The organism is Streptomyces sp. NBC_00442 (assembly GCF_036014195.1).
In the GTDB taxonomy this organism is placed as follows: Bacteria; Actinomycetota; Actinomycetes; order Streptomycetales; family Streptomycetaceae; genus Streptomyces.
The window spans coordinates 2,899,041-2,919,137 of the sequence record NZ_CP107918.1 but is presented as its reverse complement, the minus strand read 5'-3'; the positions used below and the strand labels follow the sequence as shown (position 1 = coordinate 2,919,137).

The 20,097-nt window shown below is 67.4% G+C and carries 14 protein-coding genes; 10 read left to right on the top strand and 4 right to left on the bottom strand.

Going from position 1 to position 20,097, the window contains the following annotated elements:
* The first annotated feature begins 269 nt into the window (after positions 1-269).
* The 6 genes from rpoB (at position 270) to tuf (ending at position 12,601) form a co-directional block, all read left to right on the top strand.
* Complete coding sequence (gene rpoB / locus OG432_RS13075; protein ID WP_161244510.1) at positions 270-3,755, top strand: DNA-directed RNA polymerase subunit beta; 3,486 nt, start codon at positions 270-272, stop codon at positions 3,753-3,755.
* A gap of 95 nt (positions 3,756-3,850) precedes the next feature.
* A complete protein-coding gene (locus tag OG432_RS13070) occupies positions 3,851-7,750 on the top strand; it encodes a DNA-directed RNA polymerase subunit beta' (RefSeq protein WP_328310982.1) in 3,900 nt (1,299 codons plus the stop codon).
* A 487-nt stretch (positions 7,751-8,237) separates the two neighbouring features.
* Complete coding sequence (gene rpsL, locus OG432_RS13065; protein ID WP_328310980.1) at positions 8,238-8,609, top strand: 30S ribosomal protein S12; 372 nt, start codon at positions 8,238-8,240, stop codon at positions 8,607-8,609.
* 2 nt (positions 8,610-8,611) lie between these two features.
* Positions 8,612-9,082 (top strand): 30S ribosomal protein S7, encoded by a 471-nt coding sequence (rpsG, locus tag OG432_RS13060; RefSeq protein ID WP_014154599.1) that lies wholly within the window; start codon positions 8,612-8,614, stop codon positions 9,080-9,082.
* Positions 9,083-9,120: 38 nt separating this feature from the next.
* Positions 9,121-11,247: an elongation factor G gene (gene fusA, locus OG432_RS13055; protein WP_328310978.1), complete on the top strand. Its 2,127-nt coding sequence runs from the start codon at positions 9,121-9,123 to the stop codon at positions 11,245-11,247.
* Positions 11,248-11,407: 160 nt separating this feature from the next.
* Positions 11,408-12,601 (top strand): elongation factor Tu, encoded by a 1,194-nt coding sequence (gene tuf, locus OG432_RS13050; protein WP_328310976.1) that lies wholly within the window; start codon positions 11,408-11,410, stop codon positions 12,599-12,601.
* Between the two features lie 134 nt (positions 12,602-12,735).
* Here the strand turns inward: tuf and OG432_RS13045 are convergent, their stop codons facing one another.
* Both OG432_RS13045 and OG432_RS13040 read right to left on the bottom strand, forming a co-directional pair.
* Positions 12,736-14,772: a PIG-L family deacetylase gene (locus tag OG432_RS13045; protein WP_328310974.1), complete on the bottom strand. Its 2,037-nt coding sequence runs from the start codon at positions 14,770-14,772 to the stop codon at positions 12,736-12,738.
* 154 nt (positions 14,773-14,926) lie between these two features.
* On the bottom strand, positions 14,927-15,361 hold the full coding sequence (locus tag OG432_RS13040) for an ATP-binding protein (RefSeq protein WP_328310972.1): 435 nt from the start codon (positions 15,359-15,361) through the stop codon (positions 14,927-14,929).
* 155 nt (positions 15,362-15,516) lie between these two features.
* Here OG432_RS13040 and OG432_RS13035 point away from each other — a divergent pair, with 155 nt between their 5' ends.
* Both OG432_RS13035 and OG432_RS13030 read left to right on the top strand, forming a co-directional pair.
* Positions 15,517-16,395, top strand: coding sequence for a helix-turn-helix domain-containing protein (locus OG432_RS13035; protein ID WP_328310970.1), 879 nt, complete (start codon positions 15,517-15,519; stop codon positions 16,393-16,395).
* On the top strand, positions 16,392-16,601 hold the full coding sequence (locus OG432_RS13030; protein WP_328310968.1) for a DUF397 domain-containing protein: 210 nt from the start codon (positions 16,392-16,394) through the stop codon (positions 16,599-16,601). The genes OG432_RS13035 and OG432_RS13030 overlap by 4 nt, the downstream gene beginning before the upstream one ends.
* Positions 16,602-16,664: 63 nt before the next feature.
* Here the strand turns inward: OG432_RS13030 and OG432_RS13025 are convergent, their stop codons facing one another.
* Together OG432_RS13025 and OG432_RS13020 are read right to left on the bottom strand one after the other, a co-directional pair.
* Complete coding sequence (locus OG432_RS13025) at positions 16,665-17,255, bottom strand: Uma2 family endonuclease (protein WP_328310966.1); 591 nt, start codon at positions 17,253-17,255, stop codon at positions 16,665-16,667.
* A 52-nt stretch (positions 17,256-17,307) separates the two neighbouring features.
* A complete protein-coding gene (locus tag OG432_RS13020) occupies positions 17,308-18,150 on the bottom strand; it encodes a helix-turn-helix domain-containing protein (RefSeq protein ID WP_328310964.1) in 843 nt (280 codons plus the stop codon).
* Positions 18,151-19,128: 978 nt separating this feature from the next.
* On the opposite strand from OG432_RS13020, the gene rpsJ reads away from it, so the two are divergent.
* Both rpsJ and rplC read left to right on the top strand, forming a co-directional pair.
* Positions 19,129-19,437 carry a 30S ribosomal protein S10 gene (gene rpsJ, locus OG432_RS13015; protein ID WP_003948644.1) on the top strand — a complete coding sequence of 103 codons (309 nt, stop codon included), beginning with the start codon at positions 19,129-19,131 and terminating at the stop codon, positions 19,435-19,437.
* Positions 19,438-19,451: 14 nt separating this feature from the next.
* Positions 19,452-20,096 (top strand): 50S ribosomal protein L3, encoded by a 645-nt coding sequence (gene rplC, locus OG432_RS13010; RefSeq protein WP_120721902.1) that lies wholly within the window; start codon positions 19,452-19,454, stop codon positions 20,094-20,096.
* Position 20,097 lies beyond the last annotated feature (1 nt).

Genomic DNA, 20,097 nt, shown 5'->3' with positions numbered 1-20,097 from the left:
GGCCAACCGAGGTACCGAGGTACTTGAGAAGAGCAACGCGGGTGTCGAAGAATCCGCCCTGGACATCAGTGAGCCGAGTGGCTACACTGTCCCTTTGCGCTGCCTGTTAGCTGTCCCCTGCCCGTCACCAGGGGCATGCCCTCGCTTGAGCACCTCGGATTGAACCGCCCTGACCTTGGCCTTCGCGGCCGAATCGGAAACGTCTCTCTCTGTGCCCACGTGGGACCGGTACGCGCGTAGTGAGTCCGAGCCCTCGGAAGGACCCCCTCTTGGCCGCCTCGCGCAACGCCTCGACCGCCAATACGAACAACGGCGCCAGCACCGCCCCGCTGCGCATCTCCTTTGCAAAGATCAAGGAGCCTCTTGAGGTTCCGAACCTTCTTGCGCTGCAGACCGAGAGCTTTGACTGGCTGCTCGGCAATGCCGCTTGGAAGTCCCGCGTCGAGGCCGCTCTCGAGAGCGGACAGGACGTCCCCACCAAGTCCGGTCTGGAGGAGATCTTCGAAGAGATCTCCCCGATCGAGGACTTCTCCGGGTCGATGTCCCTGACCTTCCGCGACCACCGCTTCGAGCCGCCCAAGAACTCGATCGACGAGTGCAAGGAGCGCGACTTCACGTTCGCGGCCCCGCTCTTCGTCACCGCCGAGTTCACCAACAACGAGACCGGCGAGATCAAGTCCCAGACGGTCTTCATGGGCGACTTCCCGCTCATGACCAACAAGGGCACCTTCGTCATCAACGGCACCGAGCGTGTCGTCGTGTCGCAGCTGGTCCGCTCGCCGGGTGTCTACTTCGACTCCAACATCGACAAGACGTCCGACAAGGACATCTTCACGGCCAAGATCATCCCTTCCCGGGGTGCCTGGCTCGAGATGGAGATCGACAAGCGCGACATGGTCGGTGTCCGCATCGACCGCAAGCGCAAGCAGTCCGTCACCGTCCTCCTGAAGGCTCTCGGCTGGACCACCGAGCAGATCCTCGAGGAGTTCGGCGAGTACGAGTCCATGCGCGCCACCCTGGAGAAGGACCACACCCAGGGCCAGGACGACGCGCTGCTCGACATCTACCGCAAGCTGCGTCCGGGCGAGCCGCCGACGCGCGAGGCCGCTCAGACGCTGCTCGAGAACCTCTACTTCAACCCCAAGCGCTACGACCTCGCGAAGGTCGGCCGCTACAAGGTGAACAAGAAGCTCGGCGCGGACGAGCCGCTGGACGCCGGCGTGCTCACCACCGACGACGTCATCGCGACCATCAAGTACCTGGTCAAGCTGCACGCCGGTGAGACCGAGACCGTCGGCGAGTCGGGTCGGAACATCGTCGTCGAGACCGACGACATCGACCACTTCGGCAACCGTCGTCTGCGCAACGTCGGCGAGCTCATCCAGAACCAGGTCCGTACGGGTCTGGCTCGTATGGAGCGCGTCGTGCGTGAGCGCATGACGACCCAGGACGTCGAGGCGATCACGCCGCAGACCCTGATCAACATCCGCCCGGTCGTGGCGTCGATCAAGGAATTCTTCGGCACCTCGCAGCTGTCGCAGTTCATGGACCAGAACAACCCGCTGTCGGGCCTCACCCACAAGCGCCGCCTGTCGGCGCTTGGCCCGGGTGGTCTCTCCCGTGAGCGGGCCGGCTTCGAGGTCCGTGACGTGCACCCGTCGCACTACGGCCGCATGTGCCCGATCGAGACGCCCGAAGGCCCGAACATCGGTCTGATCGGTTCGCTCGCCTCGTACGGCCGCGTCAACGCGTTCGGCTTCATCGAGACGCCGTACCGCAAGGTCGTCGACGGCCAGGTCACCGACGAGGTCGACTACGTCACCGCCGACGAGGAGGACCGCTTCGTCATCGCGCAGGCCAACGCCGCGCTCAGCGACGAGATGCGGTTCACCGAGCCGCGCGTCCTCGTTCGCCGCCGTGGTGGCGAGGTCGACTACGTGCCCGGCACCGAGGTCGACTACATGGACGTCTCGCCGCGCCAGATGGTGTCGGTCGCGACCGCCATGATCCCGTTCCTCGAGCACGACGACGCCAACCGTGCCCTCATGGGCGCGAACATGATGCGTCAGGCCGTGCCGCTGATCACGTCCGAGGCGCCGCTCGTCGGCACCGGCATGGAGTACCGCTGCGCGGTCGACGCCGGTGACGTCATCAAGGCGGAGAAGGCGGGTGTCGTCCAGGAGGTTTCCGCGGACTACATCACCGTCGCCAACGACGACGGCACGTACACCACGTACCGGATCGCCAAGTTCGCCCGCTCCAACCAGGGCACCTCGGTCAACCAGAAGGTCGTCGTCGACGAGGGCGCCCGCGTGATCGAGGGCCAGGTCCTGGCCGACGGTCCCGCCACCCAGCAGGGTGAGATGGCGCTGGGCAAGAACCTGCTCGTGGCGTTCATGCCGTGGGAGGGTCACAACTACGAGGACGCGATCATCCTGTCGCAGCGCCTCGTGCAGGACGACGTCCTCTCCTCGATCCACATCGAGGAGCACGAGGTCGACGCCCGTGACACCAAGCTCGGCCCGGAGGAGATCACCCGGGACATCCCGAACGTCTCCGAGGAGGTCCTCGCCGACCTCGACGAGCGCGGCATCATCCGTATCGGTGCCGAGGTCGTCGCCGGCGACATCCTCGTCGGCAAGGTCACGCCCAAGGGTGAGACCGAGCTGACGCCGGAAGAGCGCCTGCTGCGCGCGATCTTCGGCGAGAAGGCCCGCGAGGTGCGTGACACCTCGCTGAAGGTGCCGCACGGCGAGATCGGCAAGGTCATCGGCGTCCGCGTCTTCGACCGTGAAGAGGGCGACGAGCTGCCGCCGGGCGTGAACCAGCTGGTTCGTGTCTACGTGGCGCAGAAGCGCAAGATCACGGACGGTGACAAGCTCGCCGGCCGTCACGGCAACAAGGGTGTTATCTCGAAGATCCTTCCGATCGAGGACATGCCGTTCCTCGAGGACGGAACTCCGGTCGACATCATCCTCAACCCGCTCGGTGTCCCGTCCCGAATGAACCCGGGACAGGTCCTGGAGATCCACCTCGGCTGGCTCGCCAGCCGCGGCTGGGACGTCTCCGGTCTGGCCGACGACTGGGCCCAGCGTCTTCAGGCCATCGGCGCCGACCAGGTCGCCGCCGGTACCAACGTCGCGACCCCGGTCTTCGACGGCGCCCGCGAGGACGAGATCACCGGTCTCTTCGAGGCCACGATCCCCAACCGCGACGGCGACCGGCTGGTCCAGCCCTCGGGCAAGGCCAACCTGTTCGACGGCCGCTCCGGCGAGCCGTTCCCGGACCCGATCTCGGTCGGGTACATGTACATCCTGAAGCTGCACCACCTGGTCGACGACAAGCTCCACGCTCGTTCGACCGGTCCGTACTCGATGATCACCCAGCAGCCGCTGGGTGGTAAGGCCCAGTTCGGTGGCCAGCGCTTCGGTGAGATGGAGGTGTGGGCGCTTGAGGCTTATGGCGCCGCGTACGCACTCCAGGAGCTGCTGACCATCAAGTCCGACGACGTGACCGGCCGTGTGAAGGTCTACGAGGCCATCGTCAAGGGCGAGAACATTCCCGAGCCCGGCATTCCCGAGTCCTTCAAGGTGCTCATCAAGGAAATGCAGTCGCTCTGCCTCAACGTGGAGGTGCTGTCCTCGGACGGCATGTCCATCGAGATGCGCGACACGGACGAGGACGTCTTCCGCGCTGCGGAGGAGCTCGGTATCGACCTGTCCCGGCGCGAGCCGAGCAGCGTCGAAGAGGTCTGACGGGTCTGGTGGGGGCTCGCTAAGAGCCCCCACCGTCCCAGGACCCCCCTCAGACCATCTTGAAGAATCGACCCCGAAAGAGGGATTGACGACAAGTGCTCGACGTCAACTTCTTCGACGAGCTGCGGATCGGCCTCGCCACTGCTGACGACATTCGTCAGTGGTCACACGGTGAGGTCAAGAAGCCGGAGACCATCAACTACCGCACCCTCAAGCCCGAGAAGGACGGACTCTTCTGCGAGAAGATCTTCGGTCCTACCCGGGACTGGGAGTGCTACTGCGGCAAGTACAAGCGCGTCCGCTTCAAGGGCATCATCTGTGAGCGCTGTGGCGTAGAGGTCACGCGTGCCAAGGTGCGCCGCGAGCGGATGGGCCACATCGAGCTTGCCGCTCCCGTGACCCACATCTGGTACTTCAAGGGCGTTCCGTCGCGTCTTGGCTACCTGCTCGACCTCGCGCCGAAGGACCTCGAAAAGGTCATCTACTTCGCCGCGTACATGATCACGTTCGTGGACGAGGAGCGCCGGACGCGCGACCTGCCGTCGCTGGAGGCTCACGTCTCCGTCGAGCGTCAGCAGATCGAGAACCGTCGCGACTCGGACCTCGAAGCCCGCGCCAAGAAGCTCGAGAGCGACCTCGGCGAGCTCGAGGCCGAGGGTGCCAAGGCCGACGTGCGCCGCAAGGTGCGCGAGGGTGCCGAGCGCGAGATGAAGCAGCTGCGCGACCGTTCGCAGCGCGAGATCGACCGTCTCGACGAGGTGTGGAGCCGCTTCAAGAACCTCAAGGTCCAGGACCTCGAGGGCGACGAGCTGCTCTACCGCGAGCTGCGTGACCGTTTCGGCACGTACTTCGACGGCTCGATGGGTGCCGCTGCCCTGCAGAAGCGCCTGGAGACCTTCGACCTCGACGAGGAGGCCGAGCGCCTCCGCGAGATCATCCGCACCGGCAAGGGCCAGAAGAAGACCCGTGCGCTCAAGCGCCTCAAGGTCGTCTCCGCGTTCCTGCAGACCAGCAACAGCCCCAAGGGCATGGTGCTCGACTGCGTGCCGGTCATCCCGCCGGACCTGCGTCCGATGGTGCAGCTGGACGGTGGCCGCTTCGCGACCTCCGACCTGAACGACCTGTACCGCCGCGTGATCAACCGCAACAACCGCCTGAAGCGACTCCTTGACCTCGGCGCCCCCGAGATCATCGTGAACAACGAGAAGCGCATGCTTCAGGAGGCCGTCGACGCGCTCTTCGACAACGGCCGTCGTGGTCGCCCGGTCACGGGCCCCGGCAACCGTCCGCTGAAGTCGCTGTCCGACATGCTCAAGGGCAAGCAGGGTCGATTCCGTCAGAACCTGCTCGGCAAGCGTGTGGACTACTCCGCGCGTTCCGTCATCGTCGTCGGCCCGCAGCTCAAGCTCCACCAGTGCGGTCTGCCGAAGGCCATGGCGCTGGAGCTCTTCAAGCCGTTCGTGATGAAGCGCCTGGTCGACCTGAACCACGCGCAGAACATCAAGAGCGCCAAGCGGATGGTCGAGCGCGGCCGCACGGTCGTGTACGACGTCCTCGAAGAGGTCATCGCCGAGCACCCGGTTCTGCTGAACCGTGCGCCCACGCTGCACCGCCTCGGCATCCAGGCCTTCGAGCCCCAGCTGGTCGAGGGCAAGGCCATCCAGATCCACCCGCTCGTCTGCACCGCGTTCAACGCGGACTTCGACGGTGACCAGATGGCCGTCCACCTGCCGCTCTCCGCGGAGGCGCAGGCCGAGGCCCGCATCCTGATGCTGTCCTCGAACAACATCCTGAAGCCGGCCGACGGTCGTCCCGTCACCATGCCGACCCAGGACATGGTGCTCGGTCTCTTCTTCCTCACCACGGACGAGGAGGAGCGCGAGGTGAAGGGCGCCGGCCGCGCCTTCAACTCGACCGCCGAGGCGATCATGGCGTTCGACGCCCGGGAGCTCTCGCTCCAGGCGAAGATCGACATCCGCTTCCCGATCGGCACCGTCCCGCCGCGCGGCTGGACCCCGCCGCTCGACGAGGACGGCGAGACGACCTGGCAGCAGGGCGACTCGTTCCGTCTGCGGACGTCCCTGGGCCGCGCGCTCTTCAACGAGCTGCTGCCCGAGGACTACCCGTTCGTCGACTACTCGGTCGGCAAGAAGCAGCTCTCCGAGATCGTCAACGACCTCGCCGAGCGCTACCCCAAGGTGATCGTGGCGGCGACGCTCGACAACCTGAAGGCGGCCGGCTTCTTCTGGGCGACCCGTTCCGGCGTCACCGTCGCCGTCTCGGACATCGTCGTGCCGGAGGCCAAGAAGGCCATCGTCCAGGGCTACGAGGCCCAGGACGAGAAGGTGCAGAAGCAGTACGAGCGCGGTCTGATCACCAAGGACGAGCGCACGCAGGAGCTCATCGCGATCTGGACCAAGGCGACCAACGAGGTTGCCGAGGCGATGAACGCGAACTTCCCCAAGACGAACCCCATCTTCATGATGGTTGACTCGGGTGCCCGAGGAAACATGATGCAGATGCGTCAGATCGCCGGTATGCGTGGTCTGGTGTCGAACGCGAAGAACGAGACCATCCCGCGTCCGATCAAGGCGTCCTTCCGTGAGGGCCTCACCGTTCTGGAGTACTTCATCTCCACGCACGGTGCCCGTAAGGGTCTGGCGGACACCGCCCTGCGTACCGCCGACTCGGGTTACCTGACCCGTCGTCTGGTGGACGTCTCGCAGGACGTCATCATCCGCGAGGAGGACTGCGGCACCGACCGCGGCCTCAAGCTCAAGATCGCGGAGCGGGGCGCCGACGGCGTGCTGCGCAAGACCGAGGACGTCGAGACCTCCGTCTACGCCCGCATGCTCGCCGAGGACGTCGTCGTCGACGGCAAGGTCATCGCGCCGGCCAACGTGGACCTCGGTGACGTGCTCATCGACGCCCTCGTGGGTGCGGGTGTCGAGGAGGTCAAGACCCGCTCGGTCCTGACCTGTGAGTCCGCGGTCGGCACCTGTGCCTTCTGCTACGGACGCTCGCTCGCCACCGGCAAGCTGGTCGACATCGGTGAGGCGGTCGGCATCATCGCCGCCCAGTCCATCGGTGAGCCCGGTACCCAGCTGACGATGCGTACCTTCCACACCGGTGGTGTGGCCGGTGACGACATCACGCAGGGTCTGCCGCGTGTCGTCGAGCTCTTCGAGGCCCGTACGCCCAAGGGTGTCGCGCCGATCTCGGAGGCCAAGGGACGCGTCCGCATCGAGGAGACCGAGAAGACCAAGAAGCTCGTCGTCACCCCGGACGACGGCAGCGAGGAGACGGCGTTCCCGATCTCCAAGCGTGCCCGTCTCCTGGTCGGCGAGGGCGACGCGGTCGAGGTGGGCCAGAAGCTCACCGTCGGTGCCACCAACCCGCACGACGTGCTGCGGATCCTCGGTCAGCGTGCGGTCCAGGTCCACCTGGTCGGCGAAGTCCAGAAGGTCTACAACTCGCAGGGCGTGTCGATCCACGACAAGCACATCGAGATCATCATCCGGCAGATGCTGCGCCGCGTGACGATCATCGAGTCCGGCGACGCGGAGCTGCTGCCGGGCGAGCTCGTCGAGCGCTCGAAGTTCGAGACCGAGAACCGTCGTGTGGTCACGGAAGGCGGCCACCCGGCCTCCGGCCGTCCGCAGCTGATGGGTATCACCAAGGCCTCGCTGGCGACGGAATCCTGGCTGTCGGCCGCCTCCTTCCAGGAGACGACCCGAGTCCTGACGGATGCGGCGATCAACGCCAAGTCCGACAGCCTCATCGGCCTCAAGGAGAACGTCATCATCGGTAAGCTCATCCCGGCCGGTACGGGTCTGTCCCGCTACCGCAACATCCGGGTCGAGCCCACCGAAGAGGCCAAGGCCGCGATGTACTCGGCCGTCGGCTACGACGACATCGACTACTCGCCGTTCGGCACCGGCTCCGGCCAGGCCGTTCCGCTGGAGGACTACGACTACGGTCCGTACAACCAGTAAGGCGTACGTCAGAGGTACCGAAGGGCGCCCGTTCCGCTTCGCGCGGGGCGGGCGCCCTTCGGGGTTTTCGCCGGCCGGAAGGGGCATGAAGGGTCCGGAAGGGTCCCGGAGCCGTGCGGATCGGCTCGATCCGGGAGAGGTTTCGCGGCTCCCGAGGAGGCCGCGGAGGCCCGCCTGGTGAGACGGTTCGTCTCACCGTGGAGCCCGGTGGGGTATGCGGTGACATGTCCCACTGCCCGTGGGGCCGCGTGCGTGGCCATTTGTTTTGACCCAAGTCGATGCGGTAGGTACGCTCAGACCTTGTGCCTGGGGTGTGCCTGGGCTCGGCTGCGTGCCTACGTCCGCAGTGGAGCTTCTGGACCGGCCACCGCAATCTGCGCTTCTTCTGTCCTAGGGCAGGGTCTGCAGTATTCGACACACCCGACCGCGTGGGTCGGCGACGTGTTTCAGGTTAGTTTTACTACGGCACACAGAAACCGGAGAAGTAGTGCCTACGATCCAGCAGCTGGTCCGGAAGGGCCGGCAGGACAAGGTCGAGAAGAACAAGACGCCCGCGCTCGAGGGTTCGCCCCAGCGTCGCGGCGTCTGCACGCGTGTGTTCACAGTCACCCCGAAGAAGCCGAACTCGGCGCTCCGTAAGGTCGCGCGTGTGCGTCTGACCTCCGGCATCGAGGTCACGGCCTACATCCCGGGTGAGGGACACAACCTGCAGGAGCACTCGATCGTGCTCGTGCGTGGTGGCCGTGTGAAGGACCTGCCGGGTGTTCGTTACAAGATCATCCGCGGCTCGCTCGACACGCAGAGTGTCAAGAACCGCAAGCAGGCCCGCAGCCGCTACGGCGCCAAGAAGGAGAAGTAAGAATGCCTCGTAAGGGCCCCGCCCCGAAGCGCCCGGTCATCATCGACCCGGTCTACAGCTCTCCTCTTGTCACCTCGCTGATCAACAAGATCCTGCTGGACGGCAAGCGCTCCACCGCCGAGCGCATCGTCTACGGCGCCATGGAGGGCCTCCGCGAGAAGACCGGTGCTGACCCGGTCATCACGCTGAAGCGCGCTCTTGAGAACGTCAAGCCGTCTCTTGAGGTCAAGTCCCGCCGTGTCGGTGGCGCCACCTACCAGGTGCCGATCGAGGTCAAGCCCGGTCGCGCCGCCACCCTCTCGCTTCGCTGGATCGTGGGTTACTCCCGCGCCCGCCGTGAGAAGACCATGACCGAACGCCTCATGAACGAGCTGCTCGACGCCTCCAACGGCCTCGGCGCTGCGGTCAAGAAGCGTGAGGACACCCACAAGATGGCCGAGTCCAACAAGGCCTTCGCGCACTACCGCTGGTAGTCGCACCCACATCGAGACCGAGAGAAGACTGAGCCGATATGGCTACCACTTCACTTGACCTGGCCAAGGTCCGCAACATCGGGATCATGGCTCACATCGACGCGGGCAAGACGACCACCACCGAGCGGATCCTGTTCTACACCGGTGTGTCGTACAAGATCGGTGAGGTCCACGACGGCGCTGCCACGATGGACTGGATGGAGCAGGAGCAGGAGCGCGGCATCACGATTACGTCCGCCGCGACGACCTGCCACTGGCCGCTCGAGGACGTCGACCACACCATCAACATCATCGACACCCCGGGCCACGTGGACTTCACGGTCGAGGTGGAGCGTTCGCTCCGCGTCCTCGACGGTGCGGTCACCGTGTTCGACGGTGTCGCCGGTGTGGAGCCGCAGTCCGAGACGGTCTGGCGTCAGGCCGACCGTTACGGCGTTCCGCGTATCTGCTTCGTCAACAAGCTCGACCGTACCGGCGCCGAGTTCCACCGCTGCGTGGACATGATCGTGGACCGCCTCGGCGCGACCCCGATCGTCATGCAGCTGCCGATCGGTGCCGAGGCCAACTTCGAGGGCGTTGTGGACCTGGTCCGCATGAAGGCCCTCGTGTGGTCCGCGGAAGCGACCAAGGGCGAGATGTACGACGTCGTCGACATCCCGGCCACGCACACCGAGGCCGCTGAAGAGTGGCGCGGCAAGCTGGTCGAGACCGTCGCCGAGAACGACGACCAGATCATGGAGCTCTTCCTCGAGGGCATCGAGCCCACCGAGGAGCAGCTGTACGCCGCGGTGCGTCGTATCACCATCGCGTCGGGCAAGGGCGGCGACACCACCGTCACCCCCGTGTTCTGTGGCACCGCGTTCAAGAACAAGGGCGTCCAGCCCCTGCTCGACGCGGTCATCCGCTACCTGCCTTCTCCCCTGGACGTCGAGGCCATCGAGGGCCACGACGTCAAGGACCCGGAGGCGGTCGTCAAGCGCAAGCCGTCCGACGACGAGCCCCTGTCGGCGCTGGCGTTCAAGATCGCGAGCGACCCGCACCTGGGCAAGCTCACCTTCATCCGGATCTACTCCGGACGCCTGGAGGCCGGCACCGCGGTGCTGAACTCCGTCAAGGGCAAGAAGGAGCGCATCGGCAAGATCTACCGCATGCACGCGAACAAGCGTGAGGAGATCGAGGCGGTGGGCGCCGGCGACATCGTCGCCGTGATGGGCCTGAAGCAGACCACCACCGGTGAGACGCTGTGTGACGACAAGAACCCGGTGATCCTGGAGTCCATGGACTTCCCGGCGCCGGTGATCCAGGTCGCCATCGAGCCCAAGTCCAAGGGTGACCAGGAGCGTCTGGGTGTCGCCATCCAGCGCCTCGCGGAGGAGGACCCCTCCTTCCAGGTTCACTCGGACGAGGAGACCGGCCAGACCATCATCGGTGGTATGGGCGAGCTTCACCTCGACGTCCTCGTCGACCGCATGCGTCGCGAGTTCCGCGTCGAGGCGAACGTCGGCAAGCCGCAGGTCGCGTACCGCGAGACGATCCGCAAGGCCGTCGAGCGCGTGGACTACACCCACAAGAAGCAGACCGGTGGTACCGGTCAGTTCGCCAAGGTGCAGATCGCGATCGAGCCCATCGAGGGCGGCGAGGCGTCGTACGAGTTCGTGAACAAGGTCAGCGGTGGCCGCATCCCCCGGGAGTACATCCCGTCGGTGGACGCGGGTGCCCAGGAGGCCATGCAGTTCGGCATCCTGGCCGGCTACGAGCTGACCGGCGTCCGCGTGATCCTGCTCGACGGTGGCTACCACGAGGTGGACTCCTCCGAGCTCGCGTTCAAGATCGCCGGTTCGCAGGCCTTCAAGGAGGCCGCGCGCAAGGCTTCGCCCGTGCTCCTCGAGCCGATGATGGCCGTCGAGGTCGTCACGCCCGAGGACTACATGGGTGACGTCATCGGTGACATCAACTCTCGCCGTGGCCAGATCCAGGCCATGGAGGAGCGCAGCGGCGCCCGCGTCGTGAAGGGCCTCGTGCCCCTCTCGGAGATGTTCGGCTACGTCGGAGACCTCCGCAGCAAGACCTCGGGTCGCGCAAGCTACTCGATGCAGTTCGACTCCTACGCCGAGGTTCCGCGGAACGTCGCCGAGGAGATCATCGCGAAGGCCAAGGGCGAGTAACTCTCCCGAGTTCACGCTTTAGGCTTGTCACCGGAGCTCCTGGGGCATTCGGCGTAAACCATCGGGTTTACGGTGAATGCCCCGGGCCCCGGCATCCCAGCAAAGATCACCTGGCGCCGATGAGTAAGGCGTACCAGAACCACTCCGCAGGAGGACCCCAGTGGCGAAGGCAAAGTTCGAGCGGACTAAGCCGCACGTCAACATCGGCACCATCGGTCACATTGACCACGGTAAGACGACCCTCACGGCCGCCATTACCAAGGTGCTGCACGACGCGTACCCGGACCTGAACGAGGCCTCGGCCTTCGACCAGATCGACAAGGCTCCTGAGGAGCGCCAGCGCGGTATCACGATCTCGATCGCGCACGTCGAGTACCAGACCGAGTCGCGTCACTACGCCCACGTCGACTGCCCCGGTCACGCGGACTACATCAAGAACATGATCACGGGTGCCGCGCAGATGGACGGCGCGATCCTCGTGGTTGCCGCCACCGACGGCCCGATGCCGCAGACCAAGGAGCACGTGCTCCTGGCCCGCCAGGTCGGCGTTCCCTACATCGTCGTCGCCCTGAACAAGGCCGACATGGTGGACGACGAGGAGATCCTGGAGCTCGTCGAGCTCGAGGTTCGTGAGCTCCTCTCCGAGTACGAGTTCCCGGGCGACGACCTGCCGGTCGTCAAGGTCTCGGCGCTCAAGGCGCTCGAGGGCGACAAGGAGTGGGGCCAGTCGGTCCTGAACCTGATGGCCGCCGTCGACGAGGCGATCCCGCAGCCCGAGCGTGACGTCGACAAGCCGTTCCTGATGCCGATCGAGGACGTCTTCACGATCACCGGTCGTGGCACCGTCGTCACCGGTCGTATCGAGCGTGGTGTCCTGAAGGTCAACGAGACCGTCGACATCGTCGGTATCAAGACCGAGAAGACCACCACCACGGTCACCGGCATCGAGATGTTCCGCAAGCTGCTCGACGAGGGCCAGGCCGGTGAGAACGTCGGTCTGCTGCTTCGTGGCATCAAGCGCGAGGACGTCGAGCGCGGCCAGGTCATCATCAAGCCCGGTTCGGTCACCCCGCACACCGAGTTCGAGGCCCAGGCGTACATCCTGTCCAAGGACGAGGGTGGCCGTCACACGCCGTTCTTCAACAACTACCGCCCGCAGTTCTACTTCCGTACCACGGACGTGACCGGCGTCGTCACCCTCCCCGAGGGCACCGAGATGGTCATGCCGGGCGACAACACCTCCATGAACGTCGCGCTGATCCAGCCCGTCGCCATGGAAGAGGGCCTGAAGTTCGCCATCCGTGAGGGTGGCCGGACCGTGGGCGCCGGCCAGGTCGTCAAGATCGTCAAGTAAGTACTTGACTGTCTGACCTGGTAGCTCACTGAGCTGTCAGAAGAGCCCCGCACCTTTCGAGGTGCGGGGCTCTTCGCCGTTCGTGCGGGGGTCCCGCGAAGCGTCGGGGCCGCCATGCGGGGGCCCGCGAGGCGTCAGGGCCGCCAGCTCCAGGGGGCCGCGTCGACGCCGAGGCCCACCGCGAGTGCCCGTCCGCCGTGGACGTACAGGGTGGGCGGGCCGACCGGGACGACGCCGCCGGCCCGCTTCGACACCCGCCCCGCTCCGGCGAGTTGGACCTGGCCGTGCTCGTCCGTCCCCAGCACGAAGTCGCCGGCCGCGGCGACCGGACCGTACCCGTCGAGCGCCACCGGCCGCGCCGGGCCGCCGTCCGTCCGTACGGAGGTGAGGTGCGGCGAGGCGGGGGAGCCGGGGTCCTTGAGCGCCCTCCCCGGGTCGGCCGAGGTGCGGTACAACAGCTGCACGCCGTCGCCGAGCGGGACCGGGGCCACCGCGTCCACGGCGAGCGGAAGCCGGGACGGTACGGGGGTCAGCGGCTTGCCCGGGGCGCTCTGCGTCCAGTGGTGGACCGTGTCGGCACCCGCCGCGAACAGGTGCACGCGCCCGCGCCCGTCCACGACCGCGCTCAGCCCCTCCTGCACGGACTCGCCGCCCAGATCGCGCCACCGCGACCAGGCGCCGCCGGCCTCACGCACCCGGGTGCTGACGCCGCGGTCGGCGGTGCGCACGAACAGGTGGACGCGCCCGTCCGGCGCGGCGACGGCCACCGGCGGCCCGATCCGGCGCCCCCGGTCGTCCCCGCGCTCGGGGTTGCCGAGCCCCTTCCAGACGGTGAACTCCCCGGCGGCCGCGGTCTGTTCGGCCATCACGACCTCGCGGGTGTTGGCGCCGGCGCGCCCCTGGAGCGAGGAGAAGCGCAGCGCGAACAGGAGCTGCCGGCCGTCGGGCAGGGTGGCGCCGGCGAGTACGGGGGCGAGCGGGCCGCCACCGAGGTCCTGCGGGGCGCCCCATCGGTCGTCGGCGCCCCGGCTCCAGCGCACGGCTCGCAGCCCGAGGACGCCATAGGCGTGGGCGCCGTCGTCGGACACGAGCAGCCGTGGTCCCGGGTGGCGGTAGTGGGTGGAACGCACCCACCCCTTCCAGTTGGTGAGCGGCCGCTTCCCGCCGACGTTGTAGTCGCCGCAGCCGCCCGGGTTCCCACACTCCCAGCCCTTGTCGCCGCCGTACGGCACGAGGTGCGCGGCCTTCTCGGCGAGGACGCCGGCGGGGAGGTTCTTCGGCCAGTGCCGGTTGTAGTACGCGCGGTAGGCGGTGGCGAGGAAGGCGTTGCCCCGCTCGGCGTGCCGGATCATCGCGGCCCAGGCGAAGGAGGCGGCGGCGGTGTGGTCGGCGTGGTCGGAGTACCCCGGCTGCTCGGAGTCGTGCGCGCGGTTCTGGGGAGAGCTGTGCTGGATGTCCGGGTCGGGATCGAGGGTCTGGACGAGGGTGGGGGAGTACGCGGCGAGGAGCCCTTCCAGTACGTCCAGCAGGTCGTCGTAGGTGTAGGCCTCGGCCCGGGTGAGCGGCGACCCTTCGGCGATGACGACGGGGAGCCGGAGGTGATGGTCCTCCCAGAGGCTGGGCAGCCCCATCCTGCCCCCGAGCGGAGTGTGCATCGCGGTGTTGAGGAACACCAACTCCACGCTGCGGCCCCGGTGTTGGAGCCGGTTGACCTCGGCGCGGTGGCCGCCGCGGAGCTCGGCGACGGACTTCTCCCAGGGCGTGTACTTGTCGAGCCCGAGCAGCGTGGCGTAGGCCTGCCGCAGCCCCTGGTGCCGAGCGGACGAATAGGCGGCCTTGTCGTACACGCGCGGGGTGGTGTCACTGACGACCCGGTTGTCCCCGTTGGCCTCGCCGCCGGTGACGTACACGCTGACGAGCGGCACACCGGAGTCGAGGGTGTGCTGGGTGTCCGGGTTCATGAAGTACAGGTCGTCGTCGGGGTGGGCGAGGATCTGGAGCAGGAGGGGTTTGCGGGGGGTGGCGCCGAGCGCGCCGACCGGGGCCGGCTTCTCGGCCCGCCCCGCCGGCGGAACGGAACACCCCGCGACACCGAGGGTGAGCCCCGCGACGGCGGCACCCCCGAGCACGACCCTTCGCCCCGGCCCGGCGGGCCTAGCTCGCTCGTCCACGTGCGCCCTGTCTCCCTCACTCGCCCGGTCTCCGCGATCCGGCGGGATCGCGCGCCCAGTGAGATGGGGGAGTGGGGGGCGGGGTTGCGTGCCCGGGGTAGCGGCTATGGGAGGTGCGGGGCCGGAGTGGACCGCTGTGCTCCGGTCCCGCGGATCATTCCACGGGAAGAAGGTCGAGTTCCGTCCAGACGGTCTTTCGGGGGACGGGTCCGAGTTCGACACCCCAGCGATCGGCGAGCGCGTCCACGAGGACCAGGCCGCGCCCCGATACGGCTTCCGGGGACGGGAATTGGTACCGGGGGAGGTCGCTGCCCCGGGTGTCCGTCACTTCGATGCGGAGCGCCTCGGTGGTGGCGTGGAGGGCAAGTCGGAAGTCCCGTCCGGGGAGCCGGCCGTGCGTGGCGGCGTTTGCGGCGAGCTCGGCGACGAGGTGTTCGGCGGTGCCGATGATGCCGGGTGGCAGGCCCCAGGTGCGCAGCCACTCCGTGGCCAGGAAGCGGGCGAGGTGGGCGCCGCGTGGCGTGGAGGACAGCAGGACGCTGAAGTGCCGGGCAGGGGCGAGGGGTTGGGTGGAGTTTCCCTGGTTCACGTGACTGAGCGTGGCGGCGTGTGCGTACCGTGAACAGTGACTTAGCCGGTCCGTACGGTGACTGTCCGGAGTTTGTCCGGTGTTGTCGTGGCTGTCGGCACGGGCGGTACGGGTATGGGGCGGTGCGGCGTGGACGTACGACGGAGGGGTGCGGGATGCGGCAGGTGGACGGCGACACGGGCCGGCTCAAGGGTGAGGCGGACGAGCCGGGGTGGGAGGTGGATCCGGACGACGACTGGGGTGTGGCGGTCGTCGCGACGGTCGGGCGGCAGCTGAGGCTGCGGCGCGAGGCGAAGGGGATGCGGGCCGCCGAGTTCGGGGAGGCGGTGGGGTACGGCGAGGACATGGTCTACAAGATCGAGGGAGGCAAGCGGATCCCCCAGCCTGAGTATCTGGACAAGGCGGACGAGGTCCTGGGGGCGGGCGGGCTCATCTCGGCGATGAAGGAGGACGTGGCGAAGGTTCGGTATCCGAAGAAGGTTCGGGAACTGGGGGACAGCGAGGCGAAGGCGGTCGAGCTTCAGCTGTACGACCCCTTGAACATTCACGGCTTGTTGCAGACGCCGGAGTACGCACGCGGGCTTCTCCTGATGCGACGCCCCGCCTATACCGAGGACGAGGTGGAGCGGTTCATTGCCGCGCGCGTGGCCCGCAAAGTGGTCTTCGAGCGTAAGCAGACGCCAGAACTCAGTTTCGTCCTGGAGGAGTGGACGCTTCGGCGCCCGCTCGGCGGGGAGGCGGTTTTGCGCCGCCAACTGGAACATCTGCTGGTGGTTGGGCAGTTGCGGAACGTCGAGCTTCAGGTGATGCCGGTGAACCTTGTGGAGCACGCCGGACTGGCTGGGGGCATCGAGGTGCTGAAGTTCGCTGACGGCTCGGCGGTGGGACGTTCGTCAGCCGTGGCCAACGGCCGGCCGGTCTCTGATCTCAGGCAGCTCCGTATCCTTGAGCTGCGCTATGGCATCATCCGGGCGCAAGCTCTCACGCCGCGTGAGTCCACCGCCTTTATCGAGCACCTGCTGGGGGAAACATGATCCGCAACACCTGGGCCGGGGGCGCCTCCGACCTGGCGTGGTTCAAGAGCAGCTACAGCAGCAGCAGCGAAGGCGACTCCTGCGTCGAGATCGCGATCGCCCCCAGCGCCGTCCACGTCCGTGACTCCAAGAGCGTGGGTGGCCCCCAGCTTGCGCTGGCGCGGAACACGTGGGCGAACTTCGTGGCGTACGCGTCGGGGAGCTGACTCTTCAACTGCTCGCGCCCCACGCCTGGTTGATGCCGGAAGCGGGGCGCTTCGGCGTATGCGCTATGGGTAGCGGGGCAGCGAATCGGTGGAGATGGTCCACTGGGCGATGGTGACGTCCTCGCCGTAGACGAAGTCCTTGCGGGTCGCGTAGCGGGGGCCCGCGGGGGTGGGGTGAATGTCGGAGAGGACGGCACCGGTCCCCGTGCGGGGATCGAAGATCGCGTAGACCGGGATGCCGAGCAGGGGGTAGTCCCGCATCTTGCCGACCCAGTCGTTGTCGGGGTTGGAGCGGGAGACGATTTCGATGGCGGCGATGAGGGTGCGGGGGTCGAAGGAGCCGTCGCCTTCCATATCCGCCTCGGAGATCAGCATCACGTCCGGGTGGCGCATGACTCCCTCGGGTGCGTCCTCGACATCCGGGGTTCCTGTGTGGGCGACGAGTTTGTCCGGCATGACGCCCTCAAGGCGCTTGCGCAGGCGCAGAGCCGTGAGCTCGTGCTGCTTCACGGGCGACATCATGTCGTGGACGATCCCTTCCTTGGTGATCTCGAACTTGCCGGGAAGCGTGTCGTCCATCGACTGAACGAACTCCCGCATCGTCCGGTAGAGGTGCTGCGTGTCCCGCCGTGCGTCGTCCGGGGCGATGCTCATGGCGTGCGCTCCTTGTGGTGTCTGCCCGGGGGCAAGGGTCGTCACGTTCATGCTAGGCGGCCTCCTGGAGGTCGGGTCGGCAGTCGCGGCAGTGGCCCGGGGCCGGGCCGCGGAACGCCCGGTCGCAGGTTTCGCAGGTCTGGAGGGGATCCGGGCGCGTCCGCACGGGGCGGGCCGGCAGGGGCGGGGGCAGCAGCGCGGCCAGGCGGTGGGCCAGCAGGGACGCCGGGTGGTGCAGCGGCTCGGGGAGGTTCGCGGTCAGGGTGCGGTGTACGGCATCGGGATCGGCCCCGCGGTCGAGCCAGGCGGCGACGAGCGGGGCGAGACGGTGGACGTCCCGTTCGGCGAGCAGGAGCCGGGGTTCGTGACGGCGTAGTGCGACGAGGAGTGCCGCTGCCTCGGGGTGGGTTTCCGCCCCGGTGGGTGGGGGTTCCGCGGGCGCCGCCGGCGAGGGCGTGGATCTGCGGGGCGTGCGGGCTGTGGGTGCCGTGCGGATCGTTCCTGGTGGGCCGCAGCGCGACGGTCGGCCCGGTCCGGGCTGGTTGCAGGACACCGTACGGGTCACGACCCGGCCGCTGGGCAGCCGCTCCCGGCTGCGCCGCAGGTATCCGTACGCCTCCAGCTCGCGCAGCGCCGCGGCGATGCGGGTCTCGCCCTCGGGGAAGCGGTCGGCGAGGACCTTGATGCCGATGCGGGCCCCGGCCGGCAGGGACTGGATGTGGACGGCGAGGCCGATCGCGAGCAGGGAGAGTTCGCGGTGCTGGGCGAGGTGATTGCCGACGACCGTGTACCGGCTGGTGTGCCGGGTGTTGGCGTGAATGACACCGGAGTGGGAGGTGCCGTCGGGAACGCGGGACGAGGCGCGCGAGGGCGCGCTAGGGTTCTGAAGAGCCATCGGGAAGGTTGTGCTTCCTAGTTGGTCAGGCCCTCGATCGGGATGCCAGTCCCGGCCGGGGGCCGATGCATGTGTGGGGTTGTCGTCGCCCCGGAGTCCGAGGCTGTCGGCGCGAGCATATGCCAGTCAACTGCCGGTAAATCCAGCCGAGTTGAGCGATGTCACTCGTGTGAGTGACGGGAGGCTGGAGGGGTTGGGTGGGGGTTTGCCCTTTGGGGCTTGAAAGGCTTTTGACGTCGGGGAACGCCGGGTCCCGGTGTCCCGCGTCCCGGGTCGCGGGGGGCTCCGCCCCAGACCCCGTTCGCGCCTGAAGGGCGCTCGTCCTCAATCGCCGGACAGGCTAAGGATGCCTCTGCCAAGCCCCGTCAGGGGCGCGGGGAACTGCGCGAGCAAGCGGGCACGGTCCGCAGTCGACCGAGGTCTTAGGGGCGCGGGGAACTGCGCGAGACGCGGGCACGGTCCGCAGTCGAAGGCCGGCCCCTGGGGTCGTCTGAAGGGCGTGCGTCCCCAATACGGAGGCCGGGCACGCTCGGGGTCGGAGAGCCGTGTCCCGGGCCGGGGCGGCCCGGCACGCGTGCCGAATGCGTGAGCGCATGTGACGTGGGGTACGCTTCCCGGCTGCGATTGGCCAGGCCATGGGCGGGTGTGGCAGACTGTCGGGGTTGCTCGGTTGAGTGCCGATGCTGCGCGTCTCCCGCCGGGAGGACCGGAAGCGAGTCCCACAGTACTCGTCGCCCCTGATGGGGCGGACGTACGGGAATCTTCCGGGAAGTGTCAGCGGGGCTCCGGCCAGGCGTCCGGTGGGTGTTCTGCCCCCGATTGCGAGGTCTTGTGGCCCGCATCCCCTTGGTTGGGAAATCCCGTATGGGACTTCTGCGTAGAGGGAGTGCGACACGCCCGACCGCGTGGGTCGGAGACGGAAGTCAGTAGAACCCCCGGGTTCCAGAGCGTTACGAGACAAAGGACTACTAGGTAGCCATGGCGGGACAGAAGATCCGCATCCGGCTCAAGGCCTACGACCACGAGGTCATCGACTCCTCGGCGAAGAAGATCGTCGAGACGGTGACGCGCACTGGTGCGTCGGTCGCGGGCCCGGTGCCGCTGCCCACTGAGAAGAACGTGTACTGCGTCATCAAGTCGCCGCACAAGTACAAGGACTCTCGCGAGCACTTCGAGATGCGCACGCACAAGCGCCTCATCGACATTCTCGACCCCACGCCGAAGACGGTTGACTCGCTGATGCGCCTCGACCTTCCGGCCGGTGTCGACATCGAGATCAAGCTCTGAAGGGACGGGCCGAGATGAGCAAGAACATCAAGGGCGTCCTGGGCGAGAAGCTCGGCATGACCCAGGTCTGGGACGAGAACAACCGGGTTGTCCCGGTCACCGTCATCAAGGCCGGGCCGTGTGTCGTGACGCAGGTCCGCACGAACGACGTCGACGGTTACGAGTCGGTCCAGATCGCCTTCGGCGAGATTGACCCGCGCAAGGTGAACAAGCCCCTCAAGGGTCACTTCGCCAAGGCCGACGTGACTCCCCGCCGCCACCTGGTGGAGCTCCGCACCCCTGACGCCAGCGAGTACACGCTGGGCCAGGAGATCACTGCCGAGGTGTTCGAGTCCGGCGTCAAGGTCGACGTCACGGGCAAGAGCAAGGGCAAGGGCTTCGCCGGTGTCATGAAGCGTCACAACTTCAAGGGCCTCGGCGCCGGACACGGCGTCCAGCGCAAGCACCGCTCGCCCGGTTCCATCGGTGGCTGCGCCACCCCTGGCCGTGTGTTCAAGGGCGTCCGCATGGCGGGCCGCATGGGCAACGAGCGTGTCACCACCCAGAACCTGACCATCCACGCGGTTGACGCGGAGAAGGGTCTGCTCCTCATCAAGGGCGCGGTCCCCGGTCCGAACGGCGGCCTCGTCCTGGTCCGTACCGCGGCCAAGGGGGCTTGAG